Below are 14,881 nucleotides of genomic sequence, written 5' to 3'. Positions count from 1 at the left end.
GTCTTTGAGGGTTTCAGTTTCTTTTGAGCTTGCCGGCGAATTGCTGGCCCATGATCGCAATCTGCCTTGCGCCGTGCGGCACGAGGTAGATGACGAGGAACAGCAGCACGCCGAACACTGCGCCGGAGAGGCCCTTGGAGATGCTCTCCGCCATGTTCGGCACGAAGATGATGAAGGCAGCGCCGACGAACGAGCCGGGCAGCCAGCCGACGCCGCCGACCACCATGCCGAGGAACAGCGAGATCGCGAGCGTGATGGTGTAGCTGTCCGGCGCGACGAACTGGACCGCGATGGCGCCCAGCGAGCCGGCAACGCCGGTGATGCCGGCGGACACCCCGAAGGCCAGTGTCTTGTACAGTGCGACGTTGACGCCCATCGAGGAGGCCGCGATCTCGTTGTCGCGGATCGCCATGAAGGCGCGGCCCGAGCGGGAGCGCAGCAGGTTCACCGAGAAGATGTAGATCGCGAGCGTCACGACGAGCGTGAAATAGTACAACCACATGTCCTGCGACATCGGCAGGCCGAACGGCGCGTCCGGCTTGGTGACGACGAGGCCCTGCACGCCGCCGGTCCAGTGTTCCAGGAAGTTCAGCTTCAGGAGTTGCGGCATAGCGGTTGCAAGCGCGAAGGTCGCGAGCGCGAGGTAGACGCCAGAAAGCCGCAGCGCCGGCTTGCCGAACAGGTAGCCGAATCCGAAGCAAACCACCGCTGAGATCGGAATGGTCAGCGCGTAGTTGACGTTGAAGTACTCCATCAGCACCGCCGACGTATAGGCGCCAACGGCGTAGAATGCGCTCTGGCCGAGCGAGAACTGGCCGCTTCCGCCCGTCAGGATGTTCAGCGCCAGCACGGCAAGGCCGTAGATCAAGAGCATCGTCATCTGGAAGATGATGAAGTTCTTGACGAACACCGGCACGAGCAACAGCACCGCCAGCACCAGGAGCGAGGTGCCCGTGCCGAGCGTCATGGCTCGCTTAGGAACCGCCTCGACCGCCTGGTGGCCTTCTGCAACGACTTCTTCTGCAGCGCTCATGATCAAACTCGCTTGACAATTTGCCGGCCGAACAGGCCAGCGGGTTTGACGACCAGGACGGAGATGATCAGCGCGAGCGCGATCGGGAGTTTCAGCTCGTTGCCGACGCCGGGGATGTAGGTGCCGGCGAGGTTCTCGAAGACGCCGACCAGGAAGCCGCCGACCACGGCGCCGAACGGGCTCGACAATCCGCCGAGCACCGCGGCGGCAAAGCCGTAGATCAGCACGCCGCCCATCATGTTGGGCTCGAGGAACACCACCGGTGCGATCAGCATGCCGGCGATCGATCCGATGGCGGTCGCCATGCCCCAGCCGAGCGCGATCATCCAGCTCGTGTTGATGCCGACGAGGCGGGCCGATTCAGGCACCGAGGCGGCTGCGCGCATCGCAAGACCGATCCGCGTGTACTGGAAGAAGAAGTAGAGGCCGAGCAGCAGCAGCACGGTGACGCCGATCATGCCGGCCTGGTGGGTCGAGATCAGCTGGCTGCCCAGGAACGGCGAGGAGCCGAACGGGGTCGGATACTGCTTGATGGTGAAGTCCCAGATCAGGCCGGCCGAGGAGTTGATGATCGCGAACAGCGCGATGAAGCCGGCGACATTGGTCAGCACCGGCGCTTTCGCAAGCGGCTTGAACAGGATGCGCTCGATCGCGATGCCGGCGACGAAGGAGAATGCCAGCGTGATCACGAAGGCGGCCCAGTAAGACACGCCCCATTGCATCAGCTGCCAGGATATGAAGGTCGAGAACATCGCCATCTCGCCTTGCGCGAAGTTGAGATGGTCGATGGCCTGGTAGATCATGACGACGGCGAGCGCCATGCAGGCATAGATCGCGCCCGTGGCAATGCCGGCCAGGACCTGGTTGGTGAACAGCTCCATTGTCCCAGCTCCCTCAGTAACCCAGATAGGATTTGCGGATTTCTTCGTTGTTCGCGATGTCCTTGGCGTTGCCAGACATCACGATGCGGCCGGTCTCGATCACATAGGCCTGGTCGGCGAGCTCGAGCGCGAGCTGGGCGTTCTGCTCGACCACCAGGATCGACACCTTGTCCTCGCGGTTGATCTTGCCGAGGATGCCGAACAGGTCGCGCACGACCAGCGGCGCGAGTCCGAAGGACGGCTCGTCCAGCAGCATCAGCCGCGGCCGCAGCATCAGGGCGCGGGCGACCGCGAGCATCTGCTGCTCGCCGCCGGAGAGCGTGCCGGCCTGCTGGGTGTGGCGCTGCTTCAGCACGGGGAAGTGTGCATACATGCGCTCGATGTCGGAGACGATGCCAGCGCTGTCCTTGCGGGTGATGGCCCCGAGCTGGAGGTTCTCCTCCACCGTCATGGTGGTGAAGGTGCCGCGGCCCTGCGGCACATGGGCAATACCGAACCGCACGATGCTCTCGGTTGAGCGGTTGTTCAGCGGCTTGCCGTCGAACTCGATCCCGCCCGTCGAGCGCACCATGTTGCAGATCGCGCGCAGCGTGGTGGTCTTGCCGGCGCCATTGGCGCCCAGCAGCGTCGTCAGCGATCCCTCGTTCAGCGAGAAGGACAGGCCGTGGAGCGCCTGGACCTGGCCGTAATAGGCGCGCAGGTCCTTGACGTTGAGCAGTGTCGTCATTGGTCCTTGCTCCCGAGATAGGCCTTGATGACGTCGGGGTCTGCCTGCACCTGGGCCGGCGTGCCTTCCGCGAGCTTCTTGCCGAAATTCAGCGCGACGACGTGATCGGCGATCGACATCACGAGGCCCATGTGGTGCTCGACCAGCAGCACCGTCATATGGCGCTCGTCGCGAATGCGGCGGATGAGGTCGCCGAGCACGTAGACTTCCTCGTGATTGAGGCCGCCGGCGGGCTCGTCGAGCAGCAGGATCTTCGGGTCGGCCGCGAGCGCGCGGGCCAGCTCGACGCGCTTCTGCGTGCCGAAGGGCAGCCCGGACACGACGGTGTGGGCGACGTCCTCGAGGTCGAGGTAGGCGAGGATCTCGTGCACCTTCTTGTTGACGTCGGTCTCGCTGCGGCGGATCCAGGCGAGGCGCAGCGAGTCGCTGATGATGTCGCTGGAGGTCCGGGCGTGCGTGCCGACGCGGACATTGTCCATCACCGAGAGGTTCGGAAACAGCGCCACGTTCTGGAATGTGCGGCCAATCCCGATCTCGGCGATCCGGTGCGGCGGCCGCGTCAGTATGCTTGCGCCTTCCATCAGAATGTCGCCGGACGAGGGCTGATAGAGCCGGGACAGACAGTTGAACAGCGTGGTCTTGCCGGCGCCGTTGGGCCCGATCAAGCCGAGGATCTGGCCCTTGTGCATGTCAAAGGACACACCGTTGAGCGCGACAATGCCGCCGAACACGACGCTGACGTCGCGAACCGCGAGCAGGGGCGATGTCCCCTGCGCGAGCTGTGCCTGCGTCATCTCGTCTCGCTCACGTCGTTCAGTGAGCGAAGGGGCGATGCGAACCGCTCCCGACGATGACAAAGACTATCTGATCCCCTCGGCCAAACGCGCAACTTTCCCTCCTGATTTCAGCTTTTTGCTGACGTCTTTTTTGGAATGCGGCATCAGACCCCCGAGCGCCGCTTCGATGTTCCTTACCATCGCTAGGAGACGCGGTCCAATGTCGTTGATCAAACGCTCTTCCGTGAAGCGGAATGCGGGCGCGCCGCAATTGAATGCGTAAGGTCCGGTTCCGTCGTTGAGCTTGAGTGCGACGCCGGCGGCGCCGATGTCGTCGTGCCAGTCACCGACCGAAATCGCAAAGCCGTATTTCGCGACGGTTTCGCCAGAACGTTCCAGCCCGTCGCGCATCTTGGGCCAGCGGCTGCCGTAATGCTCGCGCAACAGACGCGACAGCTCCGCGCGGTCGTCGTCGTCGAGCGCCCAGAAATAGGCGCGGCCCATCGCACTGGTTGCAATCGGCACGCGGGAGCCGACGTCAAGTTGAACGCCGACCGTCTCGCTGCCGCGGCTTTGCCCGAAATAGATCATGCTGTGACGGTCGCGCCCGCCGACGGCGACGGCGCCGCCGGTCGCGCGCATCACGTCCTCGCGGAACGGCTCGGACAAATGCCGAACGCCGAGATTGGCGAGCGCAGCGTAGCCGAGCGACATTGCGGCGGGCGTGAGCTGGTACTTCTCGAAGCGGGGAACCGGCGCAAGATAACCCAGCTTGGTCAGCGTGTAGGTCAGCCGCGACACCGTCGGCTTCGGCAGATTGGTGCGCGCCGCAATCTCCTGATTGCCGAGAAGGCCGTCATTGGGGTGGAATGCTCGCAATACGTCCAGTCCGCGGGAAAGCGCGACGACGAAATTCCGATCGGTCGCAGTCTTCTTTCCTGTACGCTTCATCCCTGATCTGCTTCTTGCGCGGAGTCGTTGACAAGCCACGTGCTTCAAAATAACCCTGCCGTCAAGATGCGGAATTAAATTCCGCACCGCGAAATCGAACAAAAGTTAATCCCCACCAAGGAGGGAACACCGTGAGCGAAGTGGTCAAGCTTGAGCGTCATGACGAGGTCGGGATCGTCACGGTCAACAGCCCTCCGGTCAACGCGCTGAGTGCCGCAGTCCGCGGTGGCATCCTGGAGTGCGTCAAGGCCGCAATCGCCGATCCCGCCATCAAGGGCATCCTGCTGACCTGCGCCGGCCGCACCTTCATTGCAGGTGCCGACATCACCGAATTCGGCAAGCCGCCGAAGCCGCCCGCCCTCAACGACGTGCTCTCCGAGATCGAGAACTCGCCGAAGCCGGTGGTTGCAGCGATCCACGGCACCGCGCTCGGCGGCGGCCTCGAGGTCGCGCTCGCCTGTCATTTCCGCGTCGCCGTCAAGGAAGCCAAGCTCGGCCTGCCCGAGGTGAAGCTCGGTCTGCTGCCGGGCGCCGGCGGCACCCAGCGCCTGCCGCGCGCGGTTGGTCCCGAGCTCGCCGTCAAGATGATCGTCGGCGGCGATCCCATCGGTGCTGCGGAAGCGCTGAAGAACGGCCTGATCGAGGAGATCGTCGAGGGACCGGCATCGGGCGGCGAAGCCTTCGTGCGCAAGCTGCTGGCCGAGAAGCGTCCGCTGCGGCGGCTGCGCGACGACGATTCCAAGATCGCAGCCGCCAAGGCCGACCGCTCGATCTTCACCAATGCGGTCGCCGCCATGACCAAGAAGTCGCGCGGCCTGGAGGCGCCGTTCGCCGCCGCCGACGCCGTGGGCTACGCCATTGACCTACCTTTCGACGAAGGTCTGAAGAAGGAGCGCGAGGGCTTCCTGAAGCTCGTCGCCAGCGATCAGTCCAAGGCGCAGCGTTATGCCTTCTTCGCCGAGCGCGAAGCCGCCAAGATCGCCGGCGTCCCTGAAGGCACAAAGTCGCGCCCCGTGAACCGCGTCGCCATCCTCGGCGCCGGCACCATGGGCGGCGGCATCGCGATGTCCTTTGCCAATGCCGGCATCCCCGTCACGCTGATCGAGACCGGTGAGGAGCAGCTCAAGCGCGGCATGGGCATCATGCAGAAGAACTGGGAAGCGACCGCGGCGCGCGGCGGCATCCCGGCTGACGCGCCCGCCAAGCGCATGGCGCTGATCAACGGCGTCGTCGGCATCGAGAATGTCGGCGATGCCGACCTCGTCATCGAAGCCGTGTTCGAGACCATGGCGGTGAAGAAGGAAGTGTTCGGCAAGCTCGACCAATACGTCAAGCCCGGCGCCGTGCTCGCCTCCAACACCTCCTACCTCAACATCGACGAGATCGCGAAGTCGACCAAGCGTCCGCAGGACGTGCTCGGCATGCACTTCTTCTCGCCGGCCAACGTTATGAAGCTGTGCGAGATCGTGCGCGCCGACAAGACGGCGCCGGACGCTCTTGTCACGGCCGTCTCCATCGCGCGCAAGATCGCGAAGGTGCCGGCCGTGGTCGGCGTCTGCGACGGTTTTGTCGGCAACCGCATGCTCGCCCAGCGCGGCAAGCAGTCCGAGAAGTTGCTGTTCGAGGGCGCCCTGCCGCAGCAGGTCGATGCCGTCGTGACAAAATTCGGCATGCCGATGGGACCGTTCGCGATGGGTGACCTCGCCGGCCTCGACATCGGCTGGCGCTCGCGGAAAGATCGCGGCATCAAGTCGGAGATCGCGGACGCGCTGTGCGAAGCCGGCCGCTTCGGCCAGAAGACCGGCAAGGGCTATTACAAGTACGAAGCCGGCTCCCGCGCGCCGATGCCAGATCCGGAGGTCGAGAAGTTGATCGACGAGACGCTGTTGCGTCTTGGCCGCAAGAAGCGAATCGTCAGCGACGAGGAGATCCTCGAGCGCATGATGTATCCGATGATCAACGAGGGCGCGAAGATCCTGGAGGAGGGCATCGCGGCGCGTCCCTCCGACATCGACGTGGTCTGGCTCTACGGTTATGGCTGGCCGATCTACCGCGGCGGCCCGATGTTCTGGGCCGACAGCGTCGGCCTCAAGCACATCGCCGATCGCCTGGCCTTCTATGCCAAGGAGACCAACGATCCGAGCCTCGAGCCCGCCCCGCTGCTGAAGAAGCTCGCGGCCGAAGGCAAGACCTTCGCTTCGCTGGCGGCGGCGTCGAAGGCGGCTTGATGGCCGTATTCTATCCGCATGTCATTCCGGGATGGCCCGAAGGGCCAGGCCCGGAATCCATCTGTCCTCAGGGCGTGCGGCCCAATGGATTCCGGGTTCGATGCTTCGCATCGCCCCGGAATGACGACCGAGTGTGATGCAAATAATGACCCATCCCGGCGAACAGTTTTATCCCGAGGGCGTGCGTTGGGACGACACCATCGTCCAGGGCACGTTGCCCGACCTGTTGTCGAAGGCAGCTGCCGACTACGGCCCGCGCACCGCGCTGGAATTTCGAGACCGTCCGATCACCTATACCGAGCTCGCCGCGATGGCCGAGCGCGCCGCCGCGGCATACCTCCGCGCCGGCTGCGGCAAGGGTACGTCGATCGCGCTGTTTCTCGGCAATTCGCCTGACCACCCCGTCAACTTCTTCGGCGCGCTGAAGGCGGGCGCTCGCGTTGCGCATCTGTCGCCGCTCGACGGCGAGATCGCGCTGACCCACAAGGTCTCGGATTCCGGCTCGCGCCTGCTCGTCACCTCGAACCTCCAGGCCTTGTTGCCGACCGCGCTGAAATTCCTGGACAAGGGACTGATCGATCGCCTCGTCGTCTGCGAGGACGATCATTGGGGCAAGGTCGGCACGCCGCAGGCGGCGATCCCCGATGATCCCCGCATCGTCACCTTCAAGGCCTTCGTCGAGGGCGCGGCTACCCCTGCGCAATGGCCGTCCGTGACGGCCGACGATGTCGCGCTGCTGCAATATACCGGCGGCACCACCGGCCTGCCCAAGGGCGCGATGCTGACCCACGGCAATCTCACCTCGGCCGTGTCGATCTACGATGTCTGGGGCAAGCCGAACCGCGCCGCGCGCGGCGAGGTGATCGAGCGCGTGATCTGCGTGCTGCCGCTGTTTCATATCTATGCGCTCACCGTCGTGCTGTTGTCCTCGCTCAGCCGCGGCAATCTGATCTCGCTGCATCAGCGCTTCGACGTCGAAGCCGTGATGCGCGACATCGAGGTCAAGCGCGCGACTTACTTTCCGGGCGTGCCGACGATGTGGATCGCGATCGCCGCGCTCCCCGATCTCGACAGGCGCGACTTCTCCTCGCTCGCCACCATCGGCTCCGGCGGCGCGCCGCTGCCGGTGGAGATCGCGAGCTTCTTCGAGCGCAAGGTCGGCAAGAAGCTGAAGAGCGGCTGGGGCATGACCGAGACCTGCTCGCCCGGCACCGGTCATCCGCCCACGGGCCCGGAGAAGCCCGGTTCGATCGGCCTGATGCTGCCGGGCATCGAGCTCGACGTCGTTGCCCTGGACGATCCCAGGCGCGTGCTGCCGCCGGGCGAGGTCGGCGAGATCCGCATCAAGGGCCCGAACGTCACCAAGGGCTACTGGAACAAGCCGGAGGGATCTACCGACGCCTTCGTCGACGGCCGCTTCCTCACCGGCGACATCGGCTATGTCGACACCGACGGCTATTTCTTCCTGGTCGATCGCAAGAAGGACATGATCATCTCCGGCGGCTTCAACGTCTATCCGCAGATGATCGAGCAGGCGATCTACACCATCCCGGGCGTGCACGAAGTGATCGTGCTCGGCATTCCCGACCAATATCGGGGCGAAGCCGCCAAAGCCTTCATCAAGCTGAAGCCGGACGCAAAGCCGTTCTCGCTCGACGAGCTGCGCACCCAGGTCGCCGGCAAGCTCGGCAAGCATGAATTGCCGGCCGCCGTCGAATTCGTCGACGATTTGCCGCGCACGCCGGTCGGAAAATTGTCGCGCCACGAATTGCGCCAGCAGCAGAAACCGTCACAATCCGTTCAACACGCATCAGGAGGTCGTTCTTGACCGACGCCGTCATCGTTTCCACCGCCCGTACCCCGATCGGCAAGGCCTATCGCGGCGCGCTCAACGCCACCGAGGGCGCCACGCTGCTCGGCCACGCCATTGGCGAAGCCGTCGCGCGCGCGAAAGTCGATCCGAAGGAGATCGAGGACGTCGTGATGGGCGCCGCGCTGCAGCAGGGCGCGACCGGCGGCAACATCGCGCGCAAGGCGCTGCTTCGCGCCGGCCTTCCCGTCACCGTCGCCGGGACCACGATCGACCGCCAATGCGCCTCGGGCCTGCAGGCGATCGCGCTCGCCGCGCGCTCGGTGATCTTCGACGGCGTCGAGATCGCGGTCGGCGGCGGCGGCGAGTCGATCTCGCTGGTGCAGAACGACAAGATGAACGGCTTCCACGCCCAGGACCCGGCGCTGCTCAAGATCAAGGGCGAGGTCTACATGCCCATGATCGACACGGCGGAAGTCGTCGCCAAGCGCTACGGTATCTCGCGTGAGAAGCAGGACGAATATTCTCTGGAGAGCCAGCGCCGCACCGCCGCGGCCCAGCAGGGCGGCAAGTTCAAGGACGAGATCGCGCCGATCACGACGCAGATGGCGGTCACCGACAAGGCGACCGGCACTGTCTCGATGAAGGACGTCACGCTGTCGCAGGACGAGGGTCCGCGTCCCGAGACCACGATCGAGGGCCTCGCCGGCCTCAAGCCGGTGCGCGGCGAAGGCTTTTCGATCACCGCCGGCAATGCCAGCCAGCTCTCGGACGGCGCCAGCGCCAGTGTGATCATGAGCGACAAGGAAGCGTCCAAGCGCGGTCTTGCGCCGCTCGGCATCTTCCGCGGCTTCGTCTCGGCCGGCTGCGAGCCGGACGAGATGGGCATCGGCCCGGTCTTCGCCGTGCCGCGCCTGCTCAAGCGCCACGGCCTCACCGTCGACGATATCGGCCTCTGGGAGCTCAACGAAGCGTTCGCGGTGCAGGTGCTGTATTGCCGCGACAAGCTCGGCATCGACCCCGAGAAGATCAACGTCGACGGCGGCGCGATCGCGGTCGGCCATCCCTACGGCATGTCGGGCGCGCGTCTCACCGGCCATGCCCTGATCGAAGGCCGCCGCCGCAAGGCGAAATACGCGGTCGTCACCATGTGCGTCGGCGGCGGCATGGGCGCGGCCGGGCTGTTCGAGATTTTGCAGTAATTCACAGGAGGATCCGATGGATCTCGCATTCACGAAAGAAGAGCAGGCGTTTCGCGAGGAAGTGCGGCAGTTCTTCCGCGACAACGTGCCGCCGGATACGCGGCGCAAGATGGTCGAGGGCCGCCACCTCTCGAAGGACGAGATGGTGACTTGGTGGCGCATCCTCAATAAGAAGGGCTGGGGCGTCAGCCACTGGCCCAAGCAATATGGCGGCACGGGCTGGACCTCCGTGCAGCACTACATCTTCAACGAGGAGCTGCAGTCCTATCCGGCGCCGCAGCCGCTCGCCTTCGGCGTCAGCATGGTCGGCCCGGTCATCTACACCTTCGGCAATGAGGAGCAGAAGAAGAAGTACCTGCCGCGCATCGCCAATGTCGACGATTGGTGGTGCCAGGGCTTCTCCGAGCCGGGCTCGGGCTCCGACCTCGCCTCGCTGAAGACCAAGGCCGAGCGCCGTGGCGACAAGTGGATCATCAACGGCCAGAAGACCTGGACCACCTTGGCGCAGCACGCCGACATGATCTTCTGCCTCTGCCGCACCGACAACAACGCCAAGAAGCAGATGGGTATCTCCTTCATCGTGTTCTCGATGAAGTCCAAGGGCGTCACCGTGCGCCCGATCCAGACCATCGACGGCGGCCATGAAGTCAACGAAGTCTTCTTCGACGACGTCGAGGTTCCGATCGAGAATTTGATCGGCGAGGAGAACAAGGGCTGGGACTACGCCAAATTTCTGCTCGGCAACGAGCGCACCGGCATCGCCCGCGTCGGTGTCTCCAAGGAGCGGCTGCGCCGCATCAGGGATCTCGCCGGCAAGGTCGAATCCGCGGGCAAGCCGATCATCCAGGATGCGGCGTTCCGCGAGAAGCTGGCGGCCTGCGAGATCGAGCTGAAGGCGCTCGAGCTGACCCAGTTGCGCGTCGTCGCCGACGAGGGCAAGCACGGCAAGGGCAAGCCCAATCCGGCATCCTCCGTGCTGAAGATCAAGGGCTCCGAGATCCAGCAGACCACCACCGAGCTGCTCATGGAAGTGATCGGCCCGTTCGCCGCGCCCTACGACGTGCACGGCGACGACGGCTCGAACGAAGCCATGGACTGGACCGCCCAGATCGCGCCGAGCTACTTCAACAACCGCAAGGTCTCGATCTACGGCGGCTCCAACGAGATCCAGCGCAACATCATCGCCAAGGCGGTGCTGGGGCTGTGATCCGTTTCCTCTCCGCGAAGGCGGAGAGGGCAATAGTCCACCGTCATTCCGGGGCGCGACGAAGTCGCGAACCCGGAATCCATCGGGCCGCATACGCTGAGGTGAGATGGATTCCGGGTCCGGCCCTTCGGGCCATCCCGGAATGACGAAGCCAAATAAGTCCGGGTACGAGGAAAGAGAAATGGATTTTGATCTAAACGAGGAGCAGCGGCTTCTCAAGGAAAGCATCGACGGCCTGCTGACCGACTCCTACGATTTCGAGAGCCGCAAGAAATACATGGCGGAGAAGGGCGGCTGGAGCAAAACCGTCTGGCTCAAGCTCGCCGAGCAGGGCCTGCTCGGCCTGCCGTTCAGCGAGGCGGATGGCGGCTTCGGTGGCGGCGGCGTCGAAACCATGATCGTGATGGAGGCGCTCGGCAAGGCGCTGGTGCTCGAGCCGTATCTGGCAACGGTCGTGATCGGCGGCGGCTTCCTGCGCCATGCCGGCTCCGATGCGCAGAAGGCCGCGCATGTGCCGGGGATCATCGACGGCAGCAAGACGCTGGCGTTCGCCCAGCTCGAGAAGAACTCGCGCTACGATCTGTTCGACGTCTCGACCACGGCGAAGAAGAAGGGCGACGGCTGGATCATCGACGGCGAGAAGTTCGTCGTGCTCAACGGCGAGAACGCCGACACGCTCGTCGTCACCGCGCGCACCAAGGGTGAGCGCCGCGACAAGACCGGAATCGGCGTGTTCCTGGTGCCGGCGAATGCCAAGGGCGTGACGAAGAAGTCCTACCCGACGCAGGACGGCCTGCACGCCGCCGACATCACCTTCACCGGTGTCGAGGTCGGCGCTGATGCCGTGCTCGGCAATCCCGACGACAGCCTCGCGTTGATCGAGCGGGTGGTCGACGAAGCCCGCGTCGCGCTGTGCGCCGAGGCGGTCGGCTTGATGGACGAGTCGCTCAAGACCACCGTCGAGTACATCAAGACCCGAAAGCAGTTCGGCGTCGCGATCGGCTCGTTCCAGTCGCTGCAGCACCGCGCCTCCGACATGTTCGTCGCCGCCGAGCAGGCCCGTTCGATGTCGATGTTCGCGACCATGGCCAACGATTTCGACAACGCCAAGGAGCGCAGCAACGCGATCGCCGCGGCCAAGGTGCAGATCGGCAAGTCGCTGAAATTCGTGGGACAGCAGGCGATCCAGCTCCACGGCGGCATCGGCATGACCATGGAGGCGAAGATCGGCCACTACTTCAAGCGCCTCACCATGATCGAGAACTCGTTCGGCGACACCGACTACCACCAGCGCCGCGTCGCCGACGCGGGCGGGTTGATCTAGCCACGCTGTCATCCCGGGGCGCGCGTAGCGCGAACCCGGGATCCATCGGGCGGCAGTACGCGTAGTGAAATGGATTCTCAGGTGCGCACTTGCGCACCATAGCTCGCGAGTTCGTGGCGCCCCGGAATGACCAGGAAGAAGGCGAACAAATGAAAAACACCCCGTTCGATCTCACCGGCAAGGTCGCCGTGGTCACCGGCTCCAGCCGCGGCATCGGCCGCTCCTCCGCCGAACTCCTTGCCAGGCTCGGCGCCAAGGTGGTCGTTTCCTCGCGCAAGGCCGACGCCTGCCAGGAAGTCGCCGACGGCATCATCGCGGCCGGCGGCGATGCCACCGTCATCCCCTGCAACATCGCCCGCAAGGCCGAGGTCGAGGCACTGATCGCAGGCGCCACCAAGCATTACGGCAAGATCGACATCCTCGTCTGCAACGCCGCCGTCAATCCCTATTACGGCCCGCTGCTCGACATCACGGACGAAGCCTTCGACAAGATCATGGGCTCGAACGTCAAGAGCAACATCTGGCTCTCCGCGCTCGCCATCCCGCAAATGGCGGAGCGCGGCAAGGGCTCCGTGGTCATCATCTCCTCGATCGGCGGCCTGCGCGGCTCCACCGTGATCGGTGCCTACGGCATCTCCAAGGCGGCCGATTTCGCGCTGTGCCGCTCGCTCGCCGGCGAGTGGGGCCCGAAAGGCGTCCGCGTCAACTGCATCGCACCGGGCCTCGTCAAGACCGATTTCGCCCGCGCGCTCTGGGAAGACGAAGCCAATCTGAAGCGCCGCACCGCCACCACCCCGCTCCGCCGCATCGGCGAACCCGACGAAATCGCCGGCGCCGTAGCCTACCTCGCCTCGGACGCATCGAGCTTCATGACCGGACAGACCATCGTCATCGACGGCGGTGTGACCACGGCGGCGGTGTAGGCCTGCTTTCCCTCTCCCCTTGTGGGAGAGGGTGGATCGCCGCGCAGCGGCGAGACGGGTGAGGGGTCTCTCTCCGCGTGTGGCCCCCTCTCGCATTATTCTTCGCCGATAGAACCCCTCATCCGGCGCTTCGCGCCACCTTCTCCCACAAGGGGAGAAGGGAAGTAGCCGCTCGCCTGCATCCAACCTTGACCTTGCCGCCCTAATCCGCTCCCTTTGGCGCGACTTGATGACCCCTCCAGGGAAAACCGCCAAGGTAAGCCGCCATGTCTTTCGTCCTTGCCATCGACCAGGGCACCACCTCCTCGCGTGCGATCGTGTTCCGCGGCGATATCTCGATTGCTGCCAAAGCGCAGCAGGAATTCCCGCAGCATTTTCCGGCTTCGGGCTGGGTGGAGCACGAGCCGGAGGACATCTGGACCTCGACGGTGATGGTCTGCCGCGAGGCGATCGAGCAGGCCGGCATCAGCGCGAAGGACATCGCCGCGATCGGCATCACCAACCAGCGCGAGACCACGGTGGTGTGGGACCGCGCCACCGGGCAGGCCGTGCACCGCGCCATCGTCTGGCAGGACCGCCGCACCGCCGACATTTGCGCCAAACTGAAGGCGGAAGGCCGCGAGCCCGTGATCTCGCAGAAGACCGGCCTGATCATCGATCCCTATTTCTCCGGCACCAAGGTCGCGTGGATCCTCGACCACGTTCCCGGCGCCCGCGCGCGCCGCCCGCGGCGAGCTGATGTTCGGCACCGTCGATTGCTACCTGCTCTGGCGCCTCACCGGCGGCAAGGTGCACGCCACCGACGCCACCAACGCATCGCGCACGCTGCTGTTCAACATCCACACCGGCCAGTGGGACGACGAGCTCTTGGAGATCATCGGCGTGCCGCGCTCGATGTTGCCCGAGGTGAAGGATTCCTCCGCCCGCTTCGGCGAGAGCACGCCCGATCTGTTCGGTGGCGCCATCGCCATCTCCGGCATCGCCGGCGACCAGCAGGCGGCGACCATCGGTCAAGCCTGCTTCCGCCCGGGCATGATGAAGTCGACCTACGGCACCGGCTGTTTTGCCCTGCTCAACACCGGCACCACGCCGGTTGTCTCCAAGAACAAGCTGCTGACCACCGTTGCCTATCAGCTCGAGGGAAAACGCACCTACGCGCTGGAAGGCTCGATCTTCGTGGCGGGCTCAGCGGTGCAATGGCTGCGCGACGGTCTCGGCATTATCAAGCACGCCGCCGAGACCGGACCGCTCGCCGACCAGTCCGACTCCATGCAGAGCGTCTATCTCGTTCCCGCCTTCGTCGGCATGGGCGCGCCCTACTGGAATCCGCGCGTGCGCGGCGCGCTGTTCGGCCTCACCCGCAACACCGGCCCCGCCGAGCTCGCCCACGCCGCGCTGGAAAGCGTCTGCTACCAGACCTTCGATCTCTGGGCTGCGATGCGCGCGGATTGGCCGAGCTCGGAGACCGCCAGCGTCGTGCTCCGCGTCGACGGCGGCATGACCGCGTCGGACTGGACCATGCAGCGTCTCGCCGATCTGCTCGATGCCCCCGTCGACCGCCCCGTGATCCAGGAGACCACGGCGCTGGGCGCCGCCTATCTCGCCGGCCTCAACGCCGGCGTCTATCCCGAGCCGACGAAGTTCGCCGACAATTGGCGATTGGAGCACCGCTTCAAGCCGAACATGAGCCAGGCGACACGCGAGCGGAAGCTGGCGGGGTGGGCAAGGGCGGTGAAGGGCGTGCTGGCGAGCGACGAGGGGGAGGGGTAGTGGCAGACTCGTAGCCCGGATGGAGCGCAGCGAAATCCGGGACTGCTGT

At 65.0% G+C, this 14,881-nt stretch carries 11 protein-coding genes and 1 pseudogene; 7 read left to right on the top strand and 5 right to left on the bottom strand.

The genetic code is table 11. From position 1 onward, the window contains the following. Positions 1-13: 13 nt before the first annotated feature. From ML401_RS31675 to ML401_RS31655, 5 genes are all read right to left on the bottom strand, one after another. A complete protein-coding gene (locus ML401_RS31675; RefSeq protein ID WP_211415836.1) occupies positions 14-1,033 on the bottom strand; it encodes a branched-chain amino acid ABC transporter permease in 1,020 nt (339 codons plus the stop codon). Between the two features lie 2 nt (positions 1,034-1,035). Next, on the bottom strand, positions 1,036-1,914 hold the full coding sequence (locus ML401_RS31670; protein ID WP_194404503.1) for a branched-chain amino acid ABC transporter permease: 879 nt from the start codon (positions 1,912-1,914) through the stop codon (positions 1,036-1,038). Between the two features lie 13 nt (positions 1,915-1,927). Next, on the bottom strand, positions 1,928-2,641 hold the full coding sequence (locus tag ML401_RS31665) for an ABC transporter ATP-binding protein (RefSeq protein ID WP_008135694.1): 714 nt from the start codon (positions 2,639-2,641) through the stop codon (positions 1,928-1,930). Next, positions 2,638-3,435 carry an ABC transporter ATP-binding protein gene (locus ML401_RS31660; RefSeq protein WP_211415837.1) on the bottom strand — a complete coding sequence of 266 codons (798 nt, stop codon included), beginning with the start codon at positions 3,433-3,435 and terminating at the stop codon, positions 2,638-2,640. The genes ML401_RS31665 and ML401_RS31660 overlap by 4 nt, the downstream gene beginning before the upstream one ends. A gap of 66 nt (positions 3,436-3,501) precedes the next feature. Continuing rightward, on the bottom strand, positions 3,502-4,368 hold the full coding sequence (locus tag ML401_RS31655) for an IclR family transcriptional regulator (RefSeq protein WP_194408460.1): 867 nt from the start codon (positions 4,366-4,368) through the stop codon (positions 3,502-3,504). Between the two features lie 131 nt (positions 4,369-4,499). Here ML401_RS31655 and ML401_RS31650 point away from each other — a divergent pair, with 131 nt between their 5' ends. The 7 genes and pseudogenes from ML401_RS31650 (at position 4,500) to glpK (ending at position 14,832) form a co-directional block, all read left to right on the top strand. After that, the gene (locus ML401_RS31650) at positions 4,500-6,596 is read left to right on the top strand and encodes a 3-hydroxyacyl-CoA dehydrogenase NAD-binding domain-containing protein (protein ID WP_285808003.1); all 2,097 of its coding nucleotides are present in this window, start codon (positions 4,500-4,502) and stop codon (positions 6,594-6,596) included. A 145-nt stretch (positions 6,597-6,741) separates the two neighbouring features. Next, positions 6,742-8,424, top strand: a complete 1,683-nt coding sequence (gene pimA, locus ML401_RS31645; protein ID WP_285808002.1) for a dicarboxylate--CoA ligase PimA — start codon at positions 6,742-6,744, stop codon at positions 8,422-8,424. Next, complete coding sequence (locus ML401_RS31640; RefSeq protein WP_194404499.1) at positions 8,421-9,608, top strand: acetyl-CoA C-acyltransferase; 1,188 nt, start codon at positions 8,421-8,423, stop codon at positions 9,606-9,608. Before pimA ends, ML401_RS31640 begins: the two co-directional genes overlap by 4 nt. 16 nt (positions 9,609-9,624) lie before the next feature. Beyond that, the gene (gene pimC / locus ML401_RS31635; RefSeq protein ID WP_194404498.1) at positions 9,625-10,815 is read left to right on the top strand and encodes a pimeloyl-CoA dehydrogenase large subunit; all 1,191 of its coding nucleotides are present in this window, start codon (positions 9,625-9,627) and stop codon (positions 10,813-10,815) included. 181 nt (positions 10,816-10,996) lie between these two features. Further along, positions 10,997-12,139 carry a pimeloyl-CoA dehydrogenase small subunit gene (gene pimD, locus ML401_RS31630; RefSeq protein ID WP_211415841.1) on the top strand — a complete coding sequence of 381 codons (1,143 nt, stop codon included), beginning with the start codon at positions 10,997-10,999 and terminating at the stop codon, positions 12,137-12,139. Between the two features lie 149 nt (positions 12,140-12,288). Further along, positions 12,289-13,062: an SDR family NAD(P)-dependent oxidoreductase gene (locus ML401_RS31625; protein ID WP_211415842.1), complete on the top strand. Its 774-nt coding sequence runs from the start codon at positions 12,289-12,291 to the stop codon at positions 13,060-13,062. A 266-nt stretch (positions 13,063-13,328) separates the two neighbouring features. Continuing rightward, positions 13,329-14,832: pseudogene (gene glpK, locus ML401_RS31620) on the top strand (glycerol kinase GlpK). Positions 14,833-14,881 lie beyond the last annotated feature (49 nt).

Origin of the sequence: Bradyrhizobium sp. 62B, assembly GCF_030272265.2 — a bacterium.
GTDB lineage: Bacteria > Pseudomonadota > Alphaproteobacteria > Rhizobiales > Xanthobacteraceae > Bradyrhizobium.
Note: the sequence above shows the minus strand (reverse complement) of the source record. Positions and strands in the feature narration are given on the sequence as shown.

Coding starts and splice junctions, on each gene's coding strand:
- ML401_RS31675 (WP_211415836.1), bottom strand. CDS start 1,033: ATGAGCGCTGCAGAAGAAGTCGTTGCAGAAGGCCACCAGGCGGTCGAG.
- ML401_RS31670 (WP_194404503.1), bottom strand. CDS start 1,914: ATGGAGCTGTTCACCAACCAGGTCCTGGCCGGCATTGCCACGGGCGCG.
- ML401_RS31665 (WP_008135694.1), bottom strand. CDS start 2,641: ATGACGACACTGCTCAACGTCAAGGACCTGCGCGCCTATTACGGCCAG.
- ML401_RS31660 (WP_211415837.1), bottom strand. CDS start 3,435: ATGACGCAGGCACAGCTCGCGCAGGGGACATCGCCCCTGCTCGCGGTT.
- ML401_RS31655 (WP_194408460.1), bottom strand. CDS start 4,368: ATGAAGCGTACAGGAAAGAAGACTGCGACCGATCGGAATTTCGTCGTC.
- pimA (WP_285808002.1), top strand. CDS start 6,742: ATGACCCATCCCGGCGAACAGTTTTATCCCGAGGGCGTGCGTTGGGAC.
- pimC (WP_194404498.1), top strand. CDS start 9,625: ATGGATCTCGCATTCACGAAAGAAGAGCAGGCGTTTCGCGAGGAAGTG.
- pimD (WP_211415841.1), top strand. CDS start 10,997: ATGGATTTTGATCTAAACGAGGAGCAGCGGCTTCTCAAGGAAAGCATC.
- ML401_RS31625 (WP_211415842.1), top strand. CDS start 12,289: ATGAAAAACACCCCGTTCGATCTCACCGGCAAGGTCGCCGTGGTCACC.